The 22,582-nt window shown below is 68.2% G+C and carries 17 protein-coding genes; 9 read left to right on the top strand and 8 right to left on the bottom strand.

The window, feature by feature from the left end; translation table 11 throughout:
• Nucleotides 1-25 precede the first annotated feature (25 nt).
• Entirely contained in the window at nt 26-616 is a 591-nt protein-coding gene (locus tag DWF00_RS21275; RefSeq protein WP_114829805.1) for a TetR/AcrR family transcriptional regulator, read from the bottom strand.
• A 126-nt stretch (nt 617-742) separates the two neighbouring features.
• Between DWF00_RS21275 and DWF00_RS21270 the strand changes: the two genes are divergently transcribed.
• The 3 genes from DWF00_RS21270 (at nt 743) to DWF00_RS21260 (ending at nt 3,320) form a co-directional block, all read left to right on the top strand.
• A complete protein-coding gene (locus DWF00_RS21270) occupies nt 743-1,678 on the top strand; it encodes a DMT family transporter (protein ID WP_114829806.1) in 936 nt (311 codons plus the stop codon).
• On the top strand, nt 1,678-2,601 hold the full coding sequence (gene panE, locus DWF00_RS21265; protein ID WP_114829807.1) for a 2-dehydropantoate 2-reductase: 924 nt from the start codon (nt 1,678-1,680) through the stop codon (nt 2,599-2,601). The genes DWF00_RS21270 and panE overlap by 1 nt, the downstream gene beginning before the upstream one ends.
• An 80-nt stretch (nt 2,602-2,681) precedes the next feature.
• A complete protein-coding gene (locus DWF00_RS21260; RefSeq protein ID WP_114829808.1) occupies nt 2,682-3,320 on the top strand; it encodes an alpha/beta hydrolase family protein in 639 nt (212 codons plus the stop codon).
• Here DWF00_RS21260 and DWF00_RS21255 read toward each other — a convergent pair.
• From DWF00_RS21255 to DWF00_RS21245, 3 genes are read right to left on the bottom strand one after another with little or no spacing between them, the layout of a single operon-like run.
• Nucleotides 3,317-4,210, bottom strand: a complete 894-nt coding sequence (locus tag DWF00_RS21255; protein ID WP_181832686.1) for a PfkB family carbohydrate kinase — start codon at nt 4,208-4,210, stop codon at nt 3,317-3,319. The two genes, DWF00_RS21260 and DWF00_RS21255, sit on opposite strands and share 4 nt — an antisense overlap.
• Nucleotides 4,207-5,049 (bottom strand): BtpA/SgcQ family protein, encoded by an 843-nt coding sequence (locus tag DWF00_RS21250; protein WP_114829809.1) that lies wholly within the window; start codon nt 5,047-5,049, stop codon nt 4,207-4,209. Before DWF00_RS21250 ends, DWF00_RS21255 begins: the two co-directional genes overlap by 4 nt.
• The gene (locus DWF00_RS21245) at nt 5,027-6,280 is read right to left on the bottom strand and encodes a carbohydrate kinase family protein (protein ID WP_181832687.1); all 1,254 of its coding nucleotides are present in this window, start codon (nt 6,278-6,280) and stop codon (nt 5,027-5,029) included. Before DWF00_RS21245 ends, DWF00_RS21250 begins: the two co-directional genes overlap by 23 nt.
• Nucleotides 6,281-6,439: 159 nt before the next feature.
• Between DWF00_RS21245 and nikB the strand changes: the two genes are divergently transcribed.
• From nikB to DWF00_RS21225, 4 genes are all read left to right on the top strand, one after another.
• The gene (gene nikB, locus DWF00_RS21240; protein ID WP_210207893.1) at nt 6,440-7,369 is read left to right on the top strand and encodes a nickel ABC transporter permease; all 930 of its coding nucleotides are present in this window, start codon (nt 6,440-6,442) and stop codon (nt 7,367-7,369) included.
• On the top strand, nt 7,366-8,238 hold the full coding sequence (locus DWF00_RS21235) for an ABC transporter permease (protein WP_245974166.1): 873 nt from the start codon (nt 7,366-7,368) through the stop codon (nt 8,236-8,238). Before nikB ends, DWF00_RS21235 begins: the two co-directional genes overlap by 4 nt.
• A gap of 45 nt (nt 8,239-8,283) precedes the next feature.
• Nucleotides 8,284-9,795 carry an ABC transporter substrate-binding protein gene (locus tag DWF00_RS21230; RefSeq protein WP_114829812.1) on the top strand — a complete coding sequence of 504 codons (1,512 nt, stop codon included), beginning with the start codon at nt 8,284-8,286 and terminating at the stop codon, nt 9,793-9,795.
• Between the two features lie 72 nt (nt 9,796-9,867).
• On the top strand, nt 9,868-10,635 hold the full coding sequence (locus DWF00_RS21225; RefSeq protein ID WP_425453165.1) for a glutamine amidotransferase: 768 nt from the start codon (nt 9,868-9,870) through the stop codon (nt 10,633-10,635).
• Between the two features lie 157 nt (nt 10,636-10,792).
• Here DWF00_RS21225 and hpxZ read toward each other — a convergent pair whose 3' ends face one another.
• Together hpxZ and DWF00_RS21215 are read right to left on the bottom strand one after the other, a co-directional pair.
• The gene (gene hpxZ / locus DWF00_RS21220; RefSeq protein WP_114829814.1) at nt 10,793-11,176 is read right to left on the bottom strand and encodes an oxalurate catabolism protein HpxZ; all 384 of its coding nucleotides are present in this window, start codon (nt 11,174-11,176) and stop codon (nt 10,793-10,795) included.
• Nucleotides 11,177-11,216: 40 nt separating this feature from the next.
• Nucleotides 11,217-12,359, bottom strand: a complete 1,143-nt coding sequence (locus DWF00_RS21215; protein WP_114829815.1) for a citrate synthase family protein — start codon at nt 12,357-12,359, stop codon at nt 11,217-11,219.
• Nucleotides 12,360-12,457: 98 nt separating this feature from the next.
• On the opposite strand from DWF00_RS21215, the gene DWF00_RS21210 reads away from it, so the two are divergent.
• The gene (locus DWF00_RS21210; protein ID WP_114829816.1) at nt 12,458-13,537 is read left to right on the top strand and encodes a citrate synthase/methylcitrate synthase; all 1,080 of its coding nucleotides are present in this window, start codon (nt 12,458-12,460) and stop codon (nt 13,535-13,537) included.
• A 162-nt stretch (nt 13,538-13,699) separates the two neighbouring features.
• Here DWF00_RS21210 and DWF00_RS21205 read toward each other — a convergent pair whose 3' ends face one another.
• Both DWF00_RS21205 and DWF00_RS21200 read right to left on the bottom strand, forming a co-directional pair.
• A complete protein-coding gene (locus DWF00_RS21205; RefSeq protein WP_114829885.1) occupies nt 13,700-14,749 on the bottom strand; it encodes an aldo/keto reductase in 1,050 nt (349 codons plus the stop codon).
• 226 nt (nt 14,750-14,975) lie between these two features.
• The gene (locus tag DWF00_RS21200; RefSeq protein WP_114829817.1) at nt 14,976-15,884 is read right to left on the bottom strand and encodes a LysR family transcriptional regulator; all 909 of its coding nucleotides are present in this window, start codon (nt 15,882-15,884) and stop codon (nt 14,976-14,978) included.
• Between the two features lie 418 nt (nt 15,885-16,302).
• Between DWF00_RS21200 and DWF00_RS21195 the strand changes: the two genes are divergently transcribed.
• The gene (locus DWF00_RS21195) at nt 16,303-22,509 is read left to right on the top strand and encodes a 3-keto-alpha-glucoside-1,2-lyase-like domain-containing protein (RefSeq protein ID WP_114829818.1); all 6,207 of its coding nucleotides are present in this window, start codon (nt 16,303-16,305) and stop codon (nt 22,507-22,509) included.
• The last annotated feature ends 73 nt before the right edge of the window (nt 22,510-22,582 follow it).

The following is a 22,582-nucleotide window of genomic DNA, read 5'->3' as shown; positions in this document are numbered from 1 at the left end:
GCCGGCGGCATAGCAGCGCGAGCGCTCAGGTGCGGCTGTCGAGCAATGCGTAGGCCGGGCGGACCAGGCCTTCGAGCAAGGCGCGCTCTGGCCGCACGCGCGAGAGCGCGCGCAATCCGAACAGGACGGCCAGGAGGTGGCGCGCGAGATCGTCTGCCGTCTGCGCCGTAGTGATCGTCCCATCCCGCTGGCCGGCGACGGCGCAGCGGCGGAAGAAGGCCTCGATCCTGTCGGTCACCTCCGCGACGGCATCGCGGAACTCGGGATCGTGCGGCGCCAGTTCGAGGGCCGAGTTCACCAGCATGCAGCCCTTGCGCTGCGGGTCGCTCAGGGAGCGCTCGATCACCTCGTCGAAGAAGCCCTCGATCGCCCGGCGCGGCGGCAAGAGACCCTCCAGGCGGCTGACGCGCTCGGCGACCGTGCTCTCGACATAGCGGTCAAGCGCGCGGCGGTAGAGCGAGCGCTTGTCCCCGAAAGCGTTGTAGAGGCTGGCCCCGGTGATGCCCATGGCGCTGGCGAGATCGCGCATCGATGAGGCCTCGTAGCCATGCGACCAGAAGCGCTGGACCGCGGCGTCGAGCACCGCAACCTCCTCGAACTCCCTCGGCCGCGCCATCGCACCCCTCCCGGCATGAACGCCGCGCGCTGCCGCCATTCGTCCAGCGCCAAGACATTATAAAACGATCGTTCTAAAACACCAGAGCGCTCGATTGACGCGTCCCGACGCGACTGGGAGATTTCGATGGCCATGGGTATCGCGCAAAAGGGTTCGGACAGCCGCTCGCCCGCCGAGCGCTCGCTGCTCGCCGGCTTCACCTGGGCGGCGATCTCAGTCGCGATCTTCTCCGGCTGGTTCGTGGTGACGCGCTTCAGCGTCACCCGCGAGCTGCGCATCTGGGACATCACCGCGATCCGCTTCAGCGTCGGCGCGCTGGCCCTGCTGCCGGTGCTGCTCACGGCCAGGCTGCCGGCCCGCGCCTGGGGGCTCGGGCTCGTCTTCGCCGTGCTCTGGGGCGCGCCCTTCGTGCTGCTCGTCGCGCTCGGCCTGCAACTCAGCAGCGCGGCGCAGGCGGCCTCGACCGCGCCGACGCTGATGCCGGTTTTCTCCGGGCTGATCGGCTGGCTCGTTCTGCGCGAGAGGCCGGGCAAGCCGCGCCTTGCCGGCTATGCCGCGATCGTCGCCGGGCTGGCCATCCTGTCGATCGCGACCGCACCCGCCAATGGCGCGTTCAACCCGTCCGGCCTGATCGCGCTTGCGCTGGCGGCGGCGATGTGGGCGCTCTACACGCTGATCTTCCGTCGCACCGGGCTGAGCGCGCTTCAGGCGGCGGCACTGATCTGCTTCTGGTCGGCCCTGCTCTTCCTGCCCGTCTATCTCTGGCTCGGCCTCGGCCATCTCGACCACGCCTCGATGCAGGAGCTGGTGCTGCAAGGCATCTATCAGGGCATCCTGATGAGCGTCGTCGCCGTCATCACCTTCAACCGGGCAGTCGCGCTGCTCGGCTCCGCCGCGGCGACCGCGATGATCGCGCTCGTTCCGGTCGCGGCCTCGCTGATCGCCATCCCGGTGCTCGGCGAGGTTCCGAGCCTGCTTGCAAGCGCCGCGATCCTGATCATCGTCACCGGCGTCGTGCTTGCCGCGCGGCCCCAGCCAACCCAAGTCGAAGGAACAGCCTGATGCGTTTGCTCGTGGTGGGGGCCGGCTCGACCGGCGGCTATTTCGGCGGGCGGTTGGCAGCGGCCGGGCGCGACGTGACCTTCCTGGTGCGGGCCCGCCGGGCCGCGCAGCTCAAGGCCGAGGGGTTGCAGATCGTCAGCCCGCATGGCGACCTGACGCTCCAGCCGAAGATCGTCACGGCCGAAAGCATCGATGGAACCTATGATGCCATCCTGCTGAGCGTGAAGGCCTTTTCACTGGCAGCTGCGCTCGACGACCTCGCGCCCGCAGTCGGCGCCGACACGGTGATCGTGCCGGTGCTCAACGGCATGAAGCATGTCGATCTCCTGCAGGCTCGCTTCGGCAAGCAGGCCATCGCCGGCGGCGTCTGCAAGATCGCGGCGACGATCGACGCGCAGGACCGCGTCGTCCAGCTCGCGCCCTTCCATGACCTCGCCTATGGCGAGTTGAGTGGAGCTAGTTCCGAGCGGATGGCGGCACTCGACGTGTTCATGCAGGGCGCTGGCTTCGATGCCCGGCTGTCGCCGACGATCCAGCGCGAGATGTGGGAGAAGTGGATCTTCCTGTCCTCGCTCGGCGCCATCACCTGCCTGATGCGCGGGACGATCGGCGAGACCGAGGCCGCGCCGGGCGGGCTCGCCTTCGCGAATGCGCTGTTCGAGGAGGTCGTGGCCATCGTCAGGGCCGTGGGTACGCCGCCTGGCGAGGGCTTCCTCACGACGATCCGCGGGCAGCTCACCGCCAAGGGCTCGCCGCTGACCTCCTCGATGTATCGCGACCTGCAAAAGGGTGGTGCGATCGAGGCCGAGCAGATCATCGGCGACCTGCTGGCACGCGGGGAGCGGGCGGGGATCGCCGCGCCGCTGCTGAACGCAACCTACGCGAACCTGTCGATCTATCAGGGACGCGTCGGGACGGCGTAGCGGATCGCGGCCAGCGACATCCGTTTGCGATCGCCCGGCTCCTGTGCTGCAACGGCGCAGGACCTTTGAGGCTGGCTGCGATGACGACATTCCTGAGCGACGGGCCGGAGCAAGCGAAGGCGACCATCCTGCTTGCGCATGGCGCGGGAGCGCCGATGGATTCGGCCGCGATGACCGCGATTGCGAAGGCGCTCGCCGGTGCCGGCCTGCGCATCGCCCGCTTCGAGTTCGGCTACATGGCGAGCCGCCGCACCTCCTCGGCGAAGAAGCCGCCACCGCGCGCGGACACGCTCAAGCCGGAATACCTCGCCGCCATCCAGTCGCTTGGCGCAAAGGGACCGCTGATCATCGGCGGCAAGTCGATGGGCGGCCGCATCGCCAGCATGCTCGCCGATGAGCTGCACGCGTCCGGGCGGATCGCGGGCCTGCTCTGCCTCGGCTATCCCTTCCACCCGATCGGCAAGCCGGAGCAGCTGCGCACCGAGCATCTCGCCGGAATGACGACGCCGGCGCTGATCGCGCAGGGAACCCGCGACCTGTTCGGCACGCGCGAGGAGGCCGCCGGCTACACGCTCTCGAAAGCCATCGAGATCCTCTGGCTGGAGGATGGCGACCATGATTTGAAGCCGCGCAAGGGCGTGTCCGGCTTCTCTGCCGCCGATCATTTGAAGACGCTGGCGGAGACTGTCTCGGCGTGGGTGGACAGGGTCGTCCGCTAGGCCCGCGCGACCAGCCGGCGCATCTCCTCGACCGTCGGAAAAGACGGCGTCGTGCCGCGCCGCGTCACCGAGAGCGAGGCGGCGGCCAGCGCAAGCGCCAAGGCGTCGGGCAGCGAGCGGCCGAGCGCGAGCGCGCCAGCGAGCGTGCCGACCGTGACATCGCCCGCCCCCGAGGTATCGACGACATCGACGGTCGCGACCGGCAGGTGAACCAGGCTGGCGAGGTCGGCCAGCAACGCGTCATTGGCGCCCCGCGTGACGATGGCCGCGCCGGCGCCGGCCTCGATCAGGCTGAGCGCCGCAGCCTCGTCGACGAAGCCCGTCAGACTCTCCGCCTCGCCGGCATTGGCGACGACGATATCGGCCTCTGCCGCGATGCCGCGTTGGTCCCAGGCGATGGGCGCGGTGTTGAGGATCGTCGTCGCCTCGCGCGCCCGCGCCGTCCGCAGCGCCGCACGCGTGGTCGCCTCGGTGAGGTTGCCCTGGAGGATCAGGATGTCGCCCGCCCCGAGGCTGGAGGCCGCAGCGACGGCCGCCTGGGCCGAAAACCAGCGCGCGCTCGCCGCGGTGCTGACGATGGCGTTCTCGCCGCCTGCGGCAATCGAGATGATCGAGATGTCGGTCGGGTGCGGCGAGGCCAGCCAGCCTGTCTGCACCGGCTCGGGTCGGAGCGCCTCGCGCAGGAAGCGGCCATCGGCATCCTCGCCAAGGGCGGCGACCAGCGTCGTCGGAACGCCGAGCCGGGCGGCCGCGACCGCCTGGTTCAGGCCCTTGCCACCGGCGCAGCGGAACTCCGTCTCGGCCAGCACCGTCTCGCCCGGCGCCGGCAGATGCCGGACCGACAGGATGACGTCGACCGTTGCGTTGCCGATGACGAGGACGCGTTTCACGCCCGCGCCGTCCTGACCACGTCCATGAAATGGGCGACGCGCTTGGGGTCGACCTCGTTCCACCAGCCGCCCTCGTGCTTGAGCGAGCTGGCGACGATGACCGCGTCGGCGAAGCCGAAGATCGCGGCGACGTTCTCCGCCGTGACGCCGCTGCCGACAAGCACCGGCAGCTTGGTCGAGTCGCGCACGGTCTCGAGCTGGTCGAGGCGGGCGCTGTCGCCAGTGCGCTGGCCGGTGACGATCACCGCGTCGGCGTCGAAGAACTCGCTGTCGCGGGTCAGCTCGGTCAGCGTCCGGTCGGCGGTGATGGCGTGGGCGCCGTGCTTGACGTGGACATCGGTGAAGATCGCGACGTCCTTGGCGCGCAGCCAGGCGCGATAGCGGCTCGCCTGCCCGGCCTTGCCCTCCATGAAGCCCTCGTTGGCGACATAGGCATTGGCCCATTGGTTGACGCGGATGAAGGCCGCGCCGGACGCCTTGGCCACGGCCAGCGCCTGGACCGCGCCATTGGCGAGCACGTTGATGCCGATCGGCAGCTTGCTCGCCTGGGCGACGCGATGGCTCATCACGGCCATGGTCGCGGCGGTCTCGGGGCCAAGCTCGTCAGGCTTGGCGAAGGGGATGTCGCCATGGTTCTCGACGATGAGGCCGTCGACGCCGCCATCGCGATAGCGCAGCGCCTCGGCCTCGGCATAGGCGTAGATGCGCTCGACCGGATCGCCGTCGTAATGCGGCGAGCCCGGCAACGGCAGCGAGTGGATGACGCCGATGACCGCCTTCCGCCGCCCGAACAGGCGCTGGATGGCGTTCTCCTTGTCACGATAGATCGACTGCGACACGGTCTGTACTCCGGCTGGTCTCAGGTGTGATTGCAAGTTCGGCCGCGCTTTCGCGGCAGCCGGTCAGATCATCGGCCAAAGGGCGCAACTCCTGCGCTCCGAAGCACGTGACGGCGAGGCTGCCGGCGATGCAGGCGAGGCTCGCGGCCTCGCGCGCAGAGCGCTGGTTCAGCCAGGCGGCCAGGAAGGCGCCGACGAAGGCGTCGCCCGCGCCGGTCTTGTCGATCACCGGGACGGGGATGGCCGGCACGTGGTCGATGCGCCCGCCGCGGGTCAGCGTCGCCGCGCCCTCGGCGCCCAGCGTGACGGCGACGATCTCCGGCCAGGCATCGGCCTTTGCGGCGCGTGCGGCAAGGTGCTTCAGCCCGGCCTCGGGCTCGGCCGGGCAACCCGGGATCATCGCCAAGGTCTCCCGGTGCAACACGACGATGTCGAAGGCGGCGAACATCTCCCCGGCATGCCGCGCCAGCCACTCCGTCGTCAGCCCCGTCGCCTGCATGCTGGTGCGGAAGCCCTTGGCCCGCGCCGCCGCCATCAGGCCGATCTGGCGCGGCACCTGATAGCCTTCGAGATGCAGGCACCAGCTGGTGCCGGCCGGGTCGTTGGTCTCGATGAAGCGGCGGACATCGACCTCGGCGAGGTTCGAAGGCTCGTTGATGATCGTGCGCCGACCATCGGCCTCGACCATCACGATGGCGCGGTCGAGCCGGCCCTGGCGCGGTTCGCGCGGCACGATCAGATCGACGCGGCGGTCGGCCAGCTCGGCCGCGGCCCAGTCGCTCTCCTGGTCCATGCCGATCACCGTGATCAGCGAGACCGCCAGTTGCAGCGGCGCGCCGAGCCCGGCGGCGATCGCCGCGACATTGGCCGCCGGCCCGCCGATCGACTTGATGATCTCGCGCGAGAGCCGGCGCTCCTCGCGCTCGGGCAGCCGGTCGAGGCAGGCGAAGTAATCGACGCTGACATAGCCGACCGCGGTCAGCCGCGGCACGCTCGCATCGAGCTTCGGCTCGAAATCCATGCGCTTGCGCGAGGTCAGCGCGCGCGCCGATTCCGCCGGCCGGAAGGAGAGATCGGCAATCGCCTGCTCGACCTTGCGGCGGGTCTCCGGCGCGACCGTGACGCGGCCGTTGATCACATTCGAGACCGTGCCCTTGGAGACGCCGGCGGCCTGCGCCACGTCGTCGATCGTAGCGTTGCGCTGCGCATTCGCGGGGGAGTCGCCGCTCATGCCGCGCACCCCCATCCAAGCCATGCCGAACCGTCCCCAACGCATGGGGCGGCTCGATACTTGCATGGGCTAAGCATTGACAGATGCATGGTCACCGGGAAGTATCATCTCGATTGAACCGGTTCAATAGCCATACCCCCGAGAACCATGCAAGTCGTCGTGACGCGTCTGCTCAGCCTGTTGCCGGTCCTGTTCGGAACGTCGCTGGTCTCGTTTTTCCTGATCAGGCTGGTGCCGGGCGATCCGGCGCTGGCGCTGCTCGGGCTTGAGGCCGACAACGCCGCCATCGCCGCGCTGAGGCAGAAGCTCTCCCTCGATCAGCCGCTCGTGGTGCAGTACCTCTCCTGGCTCGGCAACGTGCTGACAGGCGATTTCGGCCGCTCGATCCAGGGCGGGCGCGAGGTCTTCCCGCTGCTGATCGGCGCGCTCGGCCCAACCGCACTGCTCGCCTTCGCGGCGCTGCTGGTCTCGCTGGCGATCGCGCTGCCGGCCGGCATCATCGCCGCGACCCGGCGCAACAGCGCGGCCGACTACTCCGCCTCATTCCTGGCCTTGTGCGGGCTCTCGATGCCGAGCTTCTGGCTCGGCGTGCTGCTGATCCTGGCGCTCTCGATCTGGCTGCCGATCTTCCCCTCCTCCGGCTATGCCTCGCCGCTCGCCTCTCCCGTTGAGTTCCTGCGCCATCTCGTGCTGCCGGCGCTGACGCTGGGCGCCGCGCTCGCAGCCGCCACCATGCGCATGACGCGTGCGACCATGCTGGAGGTGCTGCGCAGCGACTATGTCCGCACCGCCAAGGCCAAGGGGCTGGCCGAGCGCTCGGTCGTACTGCGCCACGCCCTGCCCAATGCGCAGATCCCGATCATCACCCTGATCGGCATCCAGATCGGCCAATTGCTCGGCGGCGTGGTGATCACCGAGACGGTGTTCTCCTGGCCCGGCATCGGCAAGCTCACGGTCGATGCGATCTTCGCCCGCGACTATCCGGTGGTGCAGGGCGCGGTGCTGCTCACCGCCGCGCTGTTCGTGCTGATCAACTTCGCCACCGACGTGATCTACACGCTGGTCGACCCGCGCGTGAGGGCGAGTTGAGCGACGTTCCGGCACAGGTACTGCCGCCTGCGCCGCGCGGCATGCTGGTGAAGCTCCTCGCCGACCGGCGCTCGGCCGCCGGCGTGGCGCTCGTCGGGCTTGCAGTCGTGATGGCGCTGGCCGCGCCGCTGCTCGCGACGCATGATCCGAACAATCCCGACTTCATCGCGATCCTGGCGCCCCCCTCCGGAGAGCATTTCTTCGGCACCGACGATCTCGGCCGCGACACGTTCTCACGCATCGTCTACGGCGCGCGCACCTCGATCCTGGTCGGGGTGCTCAGCGTCTTCGCCGCCTTCATCCTCGGCACGGTCGCCGGGCTCGTCGCCGGCTTCTTCGGCAAATGGGTCGATGCGCTGATCATGCGCGTCATGGACGTGATCTTCGCCTTCCCGAGCATCCTCTTGGCGCTGGCGATCACCGCCGTGCTCGGCCCGAGCCTGACCAATGCGGTGCTCGCGATCGCGGTGGTCAACCTGCCGGTCTTCGCCCGGATCGCGCGGGCGCAGACGATGGTCGTGGCGCGGCTCGATTTCGTCGAAGCGAGCCGCGCGCTGGGCGCGGGCACGCCGCGCATCCTGTTCCGCACCATCCTGCCCAACATCCTGACGCCCGTGATCGTGCAGGGCTCGCTGCTCTTCGCCGCGGCGATCATCACCGAATCCTACCTGTCCTTCCTCGGCCTCGGCGTGCAGCCGCCGACGCCGACCTGGGGCAACATGCTGCGCAACGCCATCGGCTTCCTCGACCTAGCGCCGTGGCTCGCCTGCTTTCCCGGCCTCGCCATCTTCCTGACCGTGCTCGGCTTCAACCTGCTGGGCGACGGGCTGAGGGACAGGCTCGACCCGCGCGACGCATCGCCGGGCTGAAGTTCCAACGATCGCCAACACCAAAACCAACAGGGGACTATCGCCATGCCAAACGGACTTTCCCGCCGCAGCCTCATCGCCTCTCTCGCCGCGACGCCGGTCGCGCTCTCATCCAGCCTGAGCTGGGCTCAGGCCGCCCGCACGCTGACCGTCGGCGTCGTCTCCGACCCGGTGACGCTCGACCCCGCCATGATGGCCTCGTTCTTCGAGCTCTCCGTGCAGTTCAACATCCACGAGCCGCTGGTGAGCGTGACGCCGGAGATGAAGATCGAGCCCGGCCTCGCCAGCGTCGAAAACCCGGACCCGCTGACCTACCGCTTCACGCTGAAGCCGAACCTGACCTTCCATGACGGCACGGCGCTCGACGCCGCCGCCGTGAAGGCCAATTTCGACCGGATGATGGACCCTGCCCTGGGCTCGCCGCGCCGCAGCGAGCTCGCGCCGGTCGACAGCGTCGAGGTCACCGGCCCGACCACCTTCACCATCAAGCTGAAGACGCCCTATGCGCCGTTCCTGCAGGTCATCGCCATCCGCGCCGGCATGATGGTCTCGCCGACGGCGGTGAAGGCGCTCGGCGCCGATTTCGCGACCAAGGCGGTCGGCGCCGGCCCCTACAAGGTCGTGTCCTGGACCAAGAACTCCGAGCTGGTGCTGGAGCGCTTCGACGGCTACTGGCGCGGCAAGGCGCCGATCGAGCGCATCGTCTTCCGCCCGATCGCCGACGAGACCGTGCGCCTGGCAAACCTGCGCTCCAGCACGGTGCAGCTCGTCGATGCGGTTCCGGCGCAGACCGTCGCGGCGTTGTCGCGCGAGGCGAACGTGACGCTGAAGCAGTCGCCCGGCATCGGCTTCAACGCCTTCTCGTTCAACTGCACCAAGGCGCCCTTCGACAATCCGGCAGTGAGACGCGCCTTCGTCACGGCGATCGACCCGCAGACCGTGCTGCGCGCGGTCTATTTCGGCACGGGCAGCGTCGCCTATGGCGCGATCCCGCCCTCGATCGGCTGGGCCTACGATCCCAAGTTCGCGCCCTACAAGCCGAGCGCCGACGCAGCCAAGAAGCTGCTTGCGGATGCAGGCATCACCAGCGCGGTGCCGGTCTCGATCACCGTGACCAACTCGCCGGCGCAGGTGCGCACCGCCGAGATCCTGCAGGCGCAGGCCAACCAGGCCGGCTTCAAGGTCGAGGTCAAGCAGATCGACGCGACCAGCCTGATCACCGTGCTCCGGCAGAAGGACTTTGACCTCTGCATGTCGCCCTGGTCGGGCCGCACCGATCCGGACGGCAACATGTACAACTACTTCACCAAGACCGGCCCCAATAACTTCGCCGGATACCAGAGCGACAAGGTCACCGACCTCTTGGAGAAGGCCCGCTCGGCCCCGGTCGAGGCGGAGCGCGCCAAGCTCTACCGCGAGGCCGAGGCCGCGATCGCGCAGGATGCGCCGATGCTCTTCCTCGCCTTCCCCGCGACCTTGCAGGCTTCCGCAAAGACGCTCGACTGGGTGCAGTATCCCGACGGCGCCTTCCGCCTGCAATTCGCCAAGTTCGCCTGAGCCCGGGCGAGCCCCGCTTTTCGCCGCCGGCCCGTCGGCCGGCGGCGCATTTCAACTTGAGACATGAGCGACATGGCCAAGAAGATCCTGCTCGCCGGCGAAAGCTGGACCTCGACCGCGACCCATATCAAGGGCTGGGACCAGTTTCCCTCGGTGACGCATCACCGCGGCGCCGACGACTTCCTCAAGGTGCTGGCCGATCCCGGCTTCGACTTCACCTACATGCTCTGCCACGAGGCGGCCGAGAGCTTTCCAGCGACTGTCGAGGAACTCGCGCAATACGATGCGATCATCCTCAGCGACATCGGCGCCAACACCCTGCTGCTGCCGCCGGCGGTCTGGATTCAGTCGAAGCGCTTCCCCAACCGGCTGAAGGCGATCCGCGACTACGTGCTCGGCGGCGGCGGCCTGATCATGGTCGGCGGCTATTACAGCTTCCAGGGCATCAACGGCGCGGCGCGCTATCACAAGACCCCGGTCGAGGCCGTGCTGCCGGTGACGATGCAGCCCTATGACGACCGCATCGAGATGCCCGAGGGCATCGAGCCGGTCGCGGCGGCGAAGGCTGCGGCGCACCCCGTCATGGCCGGCGTCACGCCGACCCTGCCCTATATCCTCGGCATCAACGAGGTCGTGGCCAAGCCCGATGCGGATGTGCTGCTCAGCCTGCCGGCGGATGAGGGCGGCCAGCCGCTGCTGGTCTGCGGCACGGCCGGCAAGGGCCGCAGCGCCGCCTGGACCACCGATATCGGCCCGCATTGGCTGCCGAACGAGTTCCTGCACGCGCCTGCGTTTCGGACGCTCTGGCTGAATCTGCTCGGCTGGGTCGCCCGCGCCTGAGCTTGAAGCCACGTCGAGGCGAACCCCTCGCCGTCATTGCGAGCGCAGCGAAGCAATCCAGGGGGTCTCGCTCGCCCGGTCCCCCTGGATTGCTTCGCTGCGCTCGCAATGACGGTGGGCGCCAACGCGATTCCATCTGATCGGAAACCGCTCCAGTTCAGACGGTCACGCCCAAAAGGCTCGCGTGAGCCGAGACGATGCGCCAGCCGTCGGGCGTGCGCACTAGGGTCTTGGTCTCGCGGCCGGACAGCGTCTCGCCATCGCGCTCGTATTCGGTGTTGGCGGTGGCGAAGTCGCGGCCATAGGTCGTGATCACCGTGTTGAGCAGCGTGCGACTGAAACGGCCGAGCTTGCCGCTGCGCCGGAACTCCGAGATCGCCTGCCAGCCGCGCAGGTTCTCTCCGACGCCGTAGCGGGTCGTGTGGCCGGAGTTCCAGAAGATCTCCTCCATGACCGGGATGTCGTTGGCCTGGAGCGCCTGCTCATAGCGCTCGAAGACGGCGCGGACTTCCGCGACCACGTCCGGCAGGTTGATCTCCATCGCAATCCCTCTTGTTCGCTCGTTGAAGGCCTCGGCCGGTTCAGCCCGGATTGGGCAGCTCGCCGACATAGCGCGCCCGCGGGCGGATCAGCCGTCCGCTCTGATACTGCTCGATGGCGTGAGCGATCCAGCCGGTGCAGCGCGCGGCGGCGAAGATCTGAAACGGCGCGTCCTGCGGCAGATGCAGCGCCTGGGCCAGGGCCGTCAGCGCGAAGTCGATATTGGGCAACTCGCCGGTCATCGCCTCCGTCGCCCGCTGAATCCCGGCATATTCGGGCGGCAGCGCAAAGGCGTCGAGCAAGGCGCGCGCCCTGGGATCGCCTTCCGGGTAGAGCGGATGGCCGAAGCCGGGCACCGACGCGCCGAGTTCAAGCCTCGCGTTGATTGCGGCCTCGATGCCGTCGCGCCTGGTATCGCTGACGAAGGCGCGCACGCGCGTCGACATGCCGCCATGCAGCGGCCCCGATAGCGCCGAGAGGCCGGCGAGGACGCAGGCCGCCAGCGATGCGCGCGTCGAGGCCGTGACCCGCACCGCGAAGGTCGACGCGTTCAGCTCGTGATCGGCGAGCAGAACCAGCGCCCGGCGGATGAGGTCGACGCCGGCCTCGCAGCCCCAGGCGCGAGCGATGCGCTCGTGGATGGGGCCCTCGCCCGGCCGGCCGGCGACGGCATCGACCAAGGCGTCGAGCACGGCCGCGGCCTCGAAATACAAGGCCTTGGGCGCCCGGCTGCCAATGACCGGGTCGCTGGCGGCACGGGCGGCGATCATCGCGAACATGCGCTGGCTGCCAGTGCCCTCGCCGACGATGTTGAACTGGGTCGGGAAGCGGGCATCGCCGCAGGCCCAGAGCAGGCGGGCGACGTCCTCGAGCCGAGCCGTCCGCGCCAGAATCTCCGCGTCCTGGCCGCGATACCAGAGCCGCCCCTGCGCGACCGTGGTGATGCTGGAGGCCAGCACCGGCTCGCCCCAGGCGATGGCGTCCTCGGCGATCGCGGCGTTCCGCCGGCCGCGCGTCTTGCGATATTCGAGCCTTGCGACGTCGGCGGCGCGGTAGAGGCTGCGGCGCGGGTCGCCCGCATCGCCCTTCGCCTCGATGCGCCCGCGGCTGACATAGGCGTAGAGCGTCTGCGGCTTCAGCGAGAGCCGCTTCATCACCTCCTGCGCCGTCAGCCAGTCGCTCACCTGCTATCGCTCATCCGCATATGTTGATTTTTTCGTTCAAGATTGATTCTACCTAGCTCAATCCCAATCCTCAAGACGGTTCTTGAAAGGAGAGTCCGATGTCGGATGGGCTTGAAAACGTCGTCGCAGCGGAGACGATCTTGTCGGAGGTCGATGGCGCGGCTGGCCGCCTGGTCATACGCGGGCACCTGCTCGACGAACTCGCCGGGCACACCAGCTTTGCCGAAGCAGCAGAGCTGATGCTGCATGGTTTCTTCGATTATCTGCCCTCCGGCGCGGATTTCGAGGCGGCGCTCGGCCGCAGCCGGGTCGAGGTCTTCGCGGAGGTCGCGGGTCTCGATGAGACCCTGAAGAACCGGACGCCGGTCGAGGCGGTGCGCGCGCTGACGGCGCGGCTGGCCGATGGCGACGATGTCGCCACAGCGCTGCGGCTGCTGGCGGCGCCGGCCGTGTTCACGCCCGCGGTCGTCAGGGCGCAGCAAGGGCTCGCGCCGGTCGCGCCCGATGCGACACTGCCGCATTCGGCCGATATCCTGCGGATGATGCGCGGCGAGGCCCCGAGCCCGGCGCAGGCGGCGGCGCTCGACGCCTATCTCGTCACGGTCTGCGACCATGGGCTCAACGCCTCGACCTTCGCCGCCCGCGTCGTCGCCTCGACGCGCGCCGGCCTCGCCTCGGCCGTGCTGGCCGGCTTGAGCGCTCTGAAGGGGCCGCTGCATGGCGGCGCGCCGGGGCCGGTGATCGAGATGCTCGACGAGATCGGCGAGGCCGGCAATGCCCGCGCCTGGCTGGAGGCGGCCCTGCAGCGCGGCGACCGGCTGATGGGCTTCGGCCACCGCATCTACCGGGTGCGCGACCCGCGCGCCGACGCGCTGAAGCGCGCGATCCGCAAGCTCGACGCGACTTCAGGCCGGCTCGCCTATGCCGAGGCGGTGGAGCAGGCGGCGCTTGCCATCCTGCGCGAGCGCAAGCCGAACCGCGCCCTGCAGACCAATGTCGAGTTCTACACGGCGCTGCTGCTGGAGGCCCTCGCCTTCCCGGCCGACAGCTTCACCTGCGTCTTCGCCATGGGCCGCACCATCGGCTGGCTCGCCCATGCGCAGGAGCAGATCGCCGGCGGCCGGCTGATCCGGCCGCAATCGCGCTATGTCGGCCCGACGCCGCAGCAGGCGGCCTGAACCACCGGCAACAAGAGCTTGGAGCCCATTTGAGACTTCGCTGGCGTGAGTCGGCTGGCGCGATCGTCGAGAACCGGAGCGGAGCGTACGTTTGTACGTGAGCACCGGAAGCGCAGACGATCGCGCCAGACGGCCGCGCCAGTAGAAGTATCAAACGGGCTCTTACGGCGCCGGACTGCCATGGAGCTGGTGGACGGCGTCGATCCGCGCCTCGATCTCCGGCGTGATGACCACGTCGACCGAGGCGAGATCGGCCTTGAGCTGTTCGATGCTGGTCGCGCCGATGATGTTGGCCGTCACGAAGGGGCGGCTGGTGACATAGGCGATGGCGAGTTGCGCCGGGTCGAGGCCGAAATCGCGGGCGATGGCGAGATAGGCGTCGATGGCAGCCTCAGTCCCCGGCTTCTCATAGCGGTTGCCGCGCGAGAACAGCGTGACGCGGGCGCCGGGCGGCCGGGCGCCGCGCTGGTACTTGCCGGTGAGATAGCCCTGCCCGAGCGGCGAATAGGCCATGAGCCCGACCTGCTCGCGCTCGCAGAATTCGGCGAGTCCGACCTCATAGGTCCGGTTGAGCAGGTTATAGGCGTTCTGGACGCTGGCGACGCGCGGCCAGCCCTTCACCTCCGAAAGGTGCAGGAAGCGCGACAGGCCCCAGGCGGTCTCGTTGGAGAGGCCGATATGACGGACCTTGCCGGCGCGAACCAGACCATCGAGCGCATCCAACGTCTCCTCGATCGGCACCTCGGAGCCGTCGCCGCCGCGCGACTGCGCATGCGCGCCGCCGCCGAAGAGCGCCAGCGGGCGGTGCGGCCAGTGCAGCTGGTAGAGGTCGAGATAGTCGGTCTGGAGCCGGGCCAGCGAGTTGTCGATGGCCTCGTTGAGGTTCCTGGCGTCGAGCCGCGGAAACTGGCCGTCGCTGCGCAGGTAGGTCCGGTCGCTCGGGCCGGAGACCTTGCTGGCCAGCACGATCTTGTCGCGCTTGCCGCGCGCCTTCAGCCAGGTGCCGATGATGCGCTCGGTCGAGCCTTGCGTCTCCTTGCTCGGCGGGATCGAGTAGTTCTCGGCCGTGTCGATGAAGTTGATGCCGAAATCCAACGCGTGGTCGAGCTGGGCATGGCCCTCGGCCTCGGTGTTCTGCTGGCCCCAGGTCATGGTGCCCAATGCGATCGCCGAGACGCGGATATCGCTGCGTCCGAGCTGACGGTACTCAATCATCGTGAAATGCCTCGTGGGATCGGTTCGACGGGGACGCGGGTTTTGCGGGAATGCGTCCATCTGTGGCGCGGCGAGTGCCGCGCGACTGTAACGGCATTCCATTGAAGCAATGATCACGCGCGAGGAAAAGCGTCCAGATAGGACGTGCCATCAGCGGTTTCCCGGCAAGGTAGGGCTTTGGCTCCCCTCCTGGCATTTTCGCCATGCGCTTGGGGCGACGGCGCTACGCGCGGCCGGCCGGCCGGGTCCCGTCCGCGCCGCCCTGCGCCTCGCCCCAGAGATCGGCCTGGGCGAAGAACTCGCGCACGAGCGGGAGATGGCGGCGCTCCGCCAGGCAGACCGCGTATTCGCGGATGACCTGCCTGGCGTCGTGAATGGGCACGAAGCTGAGCCTGGTATCGTGGCCGAATTCGTGGCGGGTGACGGCGCTGATGCCGAAGCCGGTCGCGACCGCCTCGCGCACGCCTTCGCGGGTCGAGATCTCCAGCGTCGGGCCGAGCGTGACGTCGTGCTCGGCGAGGTTGCGCTCGAACATCTCGCGGGTCAGCGATCCCCGCTCGCGCATGACGAAGGGCAGGCCTGCGATGTCCGCCATCGCGACGGAGGCGCAGCGCGCCAGCTCATGCTCGTTCGGAACGCAGAGCCCGAGGCTCATGCTGGCGAAATGGCGCGCATAGAGGCGCGGGTCGCCCGGCAGCCGGGCGGTGATGCCGACATCGGCGCGATAGCTCACGATCAGCTCGACGACCCGGTCGGAATTGTCGATCGCGAGCGTGAAGCCCAGCCGCGGCCGCACGCCCCGCAGCCGCGCCAGGACCGGCAGGGACAGGAAGGCGCCGTCGGCCGCGACGCGCAGATGCCCGCCGGTGCGCCCGGCCTCGTCGCGCAGGAAGGCGCGCGCCTCCGCCTCGGCGGCGAAGAGGCGCGAGGTCAGCTCGAACAGCGCCTGCCCCTCCGGCGTCAGCACGACGCCGCGCGGCTTGCGCTCGAAGAAGTTGATGCCTGAGCTCGCCTCGAGTTGGCGCACCTGCGCCGACAAGGTCGACTGTCCCGTCGCCATTTCGCGGGCGGCCTGGGAGAAGCCCCCAGCCAACGCGACGAAATGGAAAGCCCGCAGCTGCGTCGTGGACATGAGGCCCTATCCGGCCCCGGCGCGACAGCCTGATGACATCGCCGCGCCAGGGCCGGAAAAGGGCCGTCCCATCGATTCCAACGAACGCAGTCTCGCGCAGAAGACGGCCGCTTGGCGGCGATCGAGCCAGCCGGCCACCGCCTCTCTAGCCGGGGAAACATCGCGCCGGACGGCCATATCACGCAGCGTCCGTGGTCTGGCTATCATTCTCTGCAGCGTCGAGCCGAAGTATTTCCATTGGTCCTGAGGATACCCGGTATCGACAATTTGAATGGATCGCGAAACCGGATTTTCACCGGCCTGTCATCTCGGCCTCCCAGTTCTTCACGCCGAAGGCAGGAGCCATTTCTGGACTTCTGCCGCCGCCACTCCGGTCCATAGCCGGCACGACGTTTCTTGAGGCAGTGAGGACGAAGCCATGACCAGCATCATCAAGTCGATCCAGGATATGATGGTTACGCCCGACGCGGAGAACGCGACGATCGACCTCTCGACGATCTTCTCCGGCACCAACCTCACCTACACCGTGCAGGTCGGCGAGGAGACCGTGGTCGATCCGACCATCGTCGACGGCAAGCTCGTGCTCGATTTCGGCGAGCTGGGCTTCTCCGACATCAAGATCACCGCGACCGACGCCCAGGGCTCGGCGATGAGCGACTATTTCCGCGTCCGCGTCGCCGGCGAGCACGCCTATACGGTCGCGGTCTTCCCCGACACGCAGGACTACACCAGCAACCCCTCGCTGAACCACATCTTCGGCGACATGACCCAGTGGCTCGTCGACAACAAGGACAGCCACAACATCCAGTTCATGGTCCATGTCGGCGACATCACGCAGAACAACCTGTCCTCGCAGTGGGACATCGCCGAGGCGGCGCTGCGCAAGCTCGACGGCAAGATCCCCTACTCGCTGCTGCCCGGCAATCACGACCAGGCCAGCGGCGGCTCGGCGGCCGACCACAGCTCGGTCTATCTCGACGAGCGCTTCTCGCCCGACAAGCAGAACGGGACCAATCCGGATAATTTCGGCGGCGCCTACGACCAGGAAAGCACGAGCGCGCGCAACACCTACAACACCTTCACGGCGCCTGATGGCACCAAGTGGCTGGTGCTCTCGATGGAGTTCGGGCCGCGCGACGATGTGATCCGCTGGGCCGGCGACGTCATCGAGCAGCATCTCGACCACCGCGTCATGATCGCCTCGCACTCGCTGACGAGCTTCGCCGGCCGCCAGGACCCGCTTGCCGCCCCGCTCTACGACGAAGGCGCGGGCTACGATTACGGCATCGGCAAGGATCCGCGCGGCGCCAATGACGGCGAGACGATCTACCGCGAGCTGCTCGCCAAGTATCCGAACATCAGCATGACCTTCTCCGGTCACATCTTCGGCGACGGCGCCGAGACCGATGTCAGCTATTCGCAATACGGCAACCCGGTCTACCAGTTCCTGGTCAACTACCAGAACGGCATCTCCCGCGAGATCACCGGCAACGGCAACCCGGCGCTGGGCAACAACGGCGGCAACGGCGCCATCCGCCTCGTCGTGATCGACCCCGACAACAACACCGTCTCGACCGAGACCTACTTCACCCAGTTCGACGACTATCTCGACGGCTACCGCGTCAAGCCCGAGCTCGACCGCGACGGCCTGACCGGCGAGTATCGCGGCCACCAGGAAACCTTCACCGACGTCGATTTCGGCGCGCCCGAACTCTTCGCCATGGCCAAGGCCGGCGACGACCTGCAAGTGTCGGCCAGCGCCGGCGAGGACAAGGCGAGCGTCCAGCTCGACGCCTCCAAATCGCTCAATCCGAACTCGGAAGCGCTGAGCTATTCCTGGACCGACGAGAACGGCGACGTGGTCGCGACCGGCGCCAACGCGACGGTCGACCTCGACCTCGGCAAGCACAACCTGACGCTGACCGTCACCGACGCCGCCGGCGTGACGACGACCGACAAGGTCGTGGTGATCGTGCAGGGCGACGATACCCTGCTGGTCGAGACCTTCAACGACGGCAACGCCGATGGCTGGAGCCGCCCGGGCCAGACCGTCACCGCCTCCACCGGCTCGACCTCAGGTTACGGCATCGTCGGCCTGCCGGCGGAAGATCCGCGGGTTCCCGCGCCTGTCGACGCCACGGTCACCGCGATCCCGAAGCTGACCAAGGCGAATGGCGGCATCCTGCTCAAGATCGACGACGCCGCGGCCGGCACCGTCGTGAAGTCCTATTCGCTGGTTTATGACGTCTACCTGAAGTCGGGCGCCTGGTTCTCCTTCCTGCAGACCGACCTGACCAATGCCACGGACGGCGAGCTCTTCCTCAAGGGCGGCGCCGGCATCGGCATCAACCAGGATTATGAAGGCTCCTTCAGCTTCAACGCCTGGCACCGCGTCGCCTTCACCATCACCGACCGCGGCAGCGACGTCCTGATCACCAAGTACATCGACGGCCTGAAGGTCGGCGACACCGTTCAGTCCGGCACCAATTACGGCCGCTATGCCATCGACCTCAGCAAGGGCATGCTGCTCTTCGCCGACGAGAACGGCGACACCGCGCCGGCCTATGTCTCCAGCGTGCTCTTCACCGACAAGGTCTATACCGGCGCCGAGATCGCGGCGCTCGGCGGCGTCAAGGCCGGCGGCATCGTCGACACCCTGCCCTCGGGCCTGTCCAAGGAGATCGACTTCTCCAACCCGGCCGTCGCCGCCGGCTTCGGCAACGGCGCGACCTCCGGCAAGGCCTCCGATTACGGCATCGGCCTGCTGCCCGGCGCCGATGTCCCGGCTCCGCAGCCTGACGAGGCGAATGTCTCCTTCATCCCGAAGCTCGCCACCAACCAGGCGCTGACCCTGACTCCGGCCCAGCCGCTGCCGACCGGCGTCTACGTCGTCTCCAGCTACACCCTGGCTTTCGACATTCTGGTGCCGGGCGCGGGCGCGGGCGGCTACACTTCCCTGTTCCAGACCAATACCAGCAACGCGGACGACGCCGATTTCTTCATCAGGAACAACAATAACGGCACCGGCAGCATCGGCATCAACCAGGACTATAAGGGCACCTTCCACTACGACCAGTGGCAGCGCGTGGTGATCCGCGTCACCGACACCGGCGACACCGTCACCATCTCAAGGTTCATCGACGGCGTGCTGGTCGGCAGCCAGTCCATGGACGACGACCGCTACACGATCGACCTCGCCAAGGGCCTGCTGCTGTTCTCCGACGAGGATGGCGAGACCTCGAACCTCTATGTCTCGAGCTTCCTGTTCTCCGACAAGCTCTACACCGACCAGGAGATCGCCGATCTCGGCGGCGTCAAGGCCGGCGGCATCGTCGATGAGCAGCCGACGCCCTATTCCGTGCAGATCGACTTCAGCCAGCCCGGCATGGTGGACGAGTGGGGCAATTCCTCGGTCGTCGCCGGTGATGTCGGCGCCGGCGTCGGCAACTTCCTGGTGAAGGGCACCGCCGCCTCGCGTCCCGAAGGGACGGACGGCATGCCGGCGCCGGAAGGCGCGCTCTACGAGCAGTCCGACGCGGTGGGCAACATCCTGGTCTGGGGCTCGGCCGGGGCGAAGAACTGGTCGGACTACGTCTACGAGATCGCGCTGACCTCGATGGATAACGATGCCATGGGCGTCGTCTTCTACTATCAGGACGAGCGCAACTACTACCGCTTCAGCATGAACGGCGAGACCAACCGCCGCGAGCTGGTCAAGGTGCAGGACGGCGTCCAGACCGTGCTCGCCTCCACTGCCGCCGGGCTGCAGTTCAACGCCGAGCTGTCGCTCAAGGTCGCGATCACCGACGGCCGGATCGACATCTTCCTCGGCGACCGCAGCGTCTTCGGCGGGCCGGTCGTCGACGGCACCAACCCGCTCACCCACGGCACGATCGGCGTCTATTCCAGCGAGCAGCGCAGCTCGATCTTCGACGACGTGGTGGTGACCCGCCTCGACCTGACCGCCCATGCCGGCGAGAACGAGCGCGCCTACGACCTCGACGGCGACGGCAAGGCGAGCGTCACGCTCGACGCCGGCAGCTCGTTCGGCCGCACCGACATCACCTCCTATGTCTGGACCGACAAGGACGGCAACGTGGTCGCGACCGGCAAGAACCCGGCCGTCGAGTTCGCCGCCGGCCTGCACCAGCTCACGCTGACCGTGACCGACGCGGCGGGCAAGACCTCGTCCGACCGCGTCGACATCGACATCGTCGACAAGTCGAAGCTCCTGGTCGCCGAGGACTTCTCGTCCGCGGCCTCGCTGTCGAAATGGACGATCGTCGACGAAGGCGAGTTCGGTGGCGTCGGCACCGGCGGCAAGTCGTCGGAATGGCACGTCACGGCAGACGGCAAGCTGATCCAGACCAGCGACCTGCAGAGCCGCGAGCTGACCTGGAACGGCGCCAGCAACCCGGATGTCTGGCAGGATGGCTGGAGCCCGCTCGGCGACGGCGTCAACGTGCTGCGGCTGGGCACCTACGCGCTCTACAACGATCCGGCCGCGCGCAACTGGGACGACTACGCCATCGAGGCGACGTTCCAGACGCCGGATAATGACGGTCTCGGCTTCCTGTTCCACTACACGGACAACAAGAACTACTACAAGCTGGAGCTCGACGCCGAAGGCACGCTCGACCGCAGCCCCTCCAACGGCGCCGGCAGCATCTTCAACCTGATCCGCATGCGCGACGGCATTGAGGAGATCCTCGCCCAGGTTCCCGGCAAGTACGAGCCCGGCCTGGCGACGCAGCTGCGCGTCGAGATCGTCGACAACCGCATCCAGGCCTGGCTCGGCGGCGAGCCGCTCTTCGCCTACGCCATCGAGGACCATGGCAACGAGAAGGGCACGTTCGGGCTCTACTCATGGGGCAACCAGGGCCTGAGCTTCGACGACGTCCGGGTCACCGATCTCTCGGCCACGCCCGACACGCCGGTCGGGGGTCCGACCGAGTTCGACGACACGCTCGTCGGGAGGGCTGGCGACGACGTGATCAACGCGCTTGCCGGCGACGACATCGTCTCCGGCCTGGCGGGCAACGACACGCTCGACGGCGGCAGCGATGACGATACGCTCGATGGCGGCGAGGGCAACGACGTGCTGCTCGGCAACATCGGCGACGACGACCTGATCGGCGGCGCGGGCGACGACACGCTCGTCGGCGGCGTCGGCGACGACACGCTCGATGGCGGCGACGGCACGGACATCGCCGACTATTCCGGCGACACCGCCGGCGTGGCGGTCGATCTCGCGGCCGGCACCGCCGATGGCGACGCGGCCGGCTCGGACGAGCTCTCCGGCATCGAGACCGTCATCGGTGGCTTCGGCAACGACAGGCTGACCGGCGATGCCGGCGCCAATACACTCCGCGGCCAGGCCGGCAACGACGTGCTCGACGGCGGCGCGGGTGACGACGCGATCGATGGCGGCAACGGCATCGACACGCTCGCCCTCCTCGGCGCAACCGGCACGGTCCTGCTCGACTTTGCCGCGCACAAGGCCTCGGGCCAGGGCATCGGCACCGACAGCTTCAGCAGCATAGAGCGCGTGCTGTTCGGCGATGGCGACGATACGATCCGGCTTATCGCCGGAGCGGCTGCGGCGATCGATGGCGGCGCCGGCCATGACGTGCTGGAGCTTGCCGCGGCAGGCGAAAACACGCTCGGCCCGATCGCCGGGATCGAGGTGCTGAAGCTCGTCGACGGCGCCTGGACGGTGTCTCAGGAAGGCGCGGCGATCGCCTTCCAGGACGGCGCCCAGACCCTGCGCGTCGACCTCGACCTGCTCGGCGACAACCAGTTCGCCGGGACGATCTCGGGCTTCGGCCAGGAGGACGTGATCCAGCTCCAGGGCATCGGCGACGCCAACGCCGCCACCCTCAGCGCCGGCAACTTGCTCACCGTCCTGGGCGGGGCGATCGGGCCAATCACCCTGCAGCTCGATCCGGCGCAGGATTTTGCCGGCATGGCCTTCAGCGTGGCGTCGGACGGCAATGGCGGGATCAACCTCAGCTACGCTCCCGTCGCCACCGACGACACGCTGACTGGTGGCAATGGCAGCGACGTGCTCGACGGCGGCGCGGGCAACGACACCGTCACCGGCGGCGCCGGCAATGACACGCTCACGGGCGGCACCGGCAACGACGCGGTCGATGGCGGCTCGGGCGCCGACCTCGTCTCCGGCGGTGCCGGCGAGGACGTGCTGAAGGGCGGCTCCGGCGTGGACGTCATCGACGGCGGCGACGGCGCGGACAAGCTCGACGGCGGCTCGGACAACGACATCCTGACCGGCGGCGCGGGCGACGATGCCCTGGCCGGCGGCTCGGGCGACGACCGGCTCATCGGCGGCGCCGGCAATGATACGCTGACGGGCGGCTCCGGGCACGATGCCTTCGTGTTCCAGGCCGGCATGGGCAACGACCTCATCACCGACTTCACGCTGACGGGCTCGAGCTCGGACGTGATCGAGATCGACGCCACCCTGTTCGCCAACCTCGCCTCCCTTGTGGATGTGATGGCGCAGGACGGCCGCAACGTGGTGATCACGGTAGATGAGAACGATACGATCACCCTCGCCAATGTCTCGCTCTCCTCGCTCCAGACCGACGATTTCCGCTTCGTCTGAGCCGGCGAGAAGCACCCATCAATGAGGAAGGGGCGCCAATGGCGCACCTTTTTCGTTGTGATATCTGTCCGAG

This window comes from Allobosea caraganae (assembly GCF_003351345.1).
Taxonomy (GTDB): domain Bacteria; phylum Pseudomonadota; class Alphaproteobacteria; order Rhizobiales; family Beijerinckiaceae; genus Allobosea; species Allobosea caraganae.
Note: the sequence above shows the minus strand (reverse complement) of the source record. Positions and strands in the feature narration are given on the sequence as shown.

Bases quoted from the DNA above. Each gene is read 5' to 3' on its own strand.
- DWF00_RS21275 (WP_114829805.1), bottom strand. From the start codon at position 616: ATGGCGCGGCCGAGGGAGTTCGAGGAGGTTGCGGTGCTCGACGCCGCG.
- DWF00_RS21270 (WP_114829806.1), top strand. From the start codon at position 743: ATGGCCATGGGTATCGCGCAAAAGGGTTCGGACAGCCGCTCGCCCGCC.
- panE (WP_114829807.1), top strand. From the start codon at position 1,678: ATGCGTTTGCTCGTGGTGGGGGCCGGCTCGACCGGCGGCTATTTCGGC.
- DWF00_RS21260 (WP_114829808.1), top strand. From the start codon at position 2,682: ATGACGACATTCCTGAGCGACGGGCCGGAGCAAGCGAAGGCGACCATC.
- DWF00_RS21245 (WP_181832687.1), bottom strand. From the start codon at position 6,280: ATGAGCGGCGACTCCCCCGCGAATGCGCAGCGCAACGCTACGATCGAC.
- DWF00_RS21230 (WP_114829812.1), top strand. From the start codon at position 8,284: ATGCCAAACGGACTTTCCCGCCGCAGCCTCATCGCCTCTCTCGCCGCG.
- DWF00_RS21225 (WP_425453165.1), top strand. From the start codon at position 9,868: ATGGCCAAGAAGATCCTGCTCGCCGGCGAAAGCTGGACCTCGACCGCG.
- hpxZ (WP_114829814.1), bottom strand. From the start codon at position 11,176: ATGGAGATCAACCTGCCGGACGTGGTCGCGGAAGTCCGCGCCGTCTTC.
- DWF00_RS21210 (WP_114829816.1), top strand. From the start codon at position 12,458: ATGTCGGATGGGCTTGAAAACGTCGTCGCAGCGGAGACGATCTTGTCG.
- DWF00_RS21200 (WP_114829817.1), bottom strand. From the start codon at position 15,884: ATGTCCACGACGCAGCTGCGGGCTTTCCATTTCGTCGCGTTGGCTGGG.
- DWF00_RS21195 (WP_114829818.1), top strand. From the start codon at position 16,303: ATGACCAGCATCATCAAGTCGATCCAGGATATGATGGTTACGCCCGAC.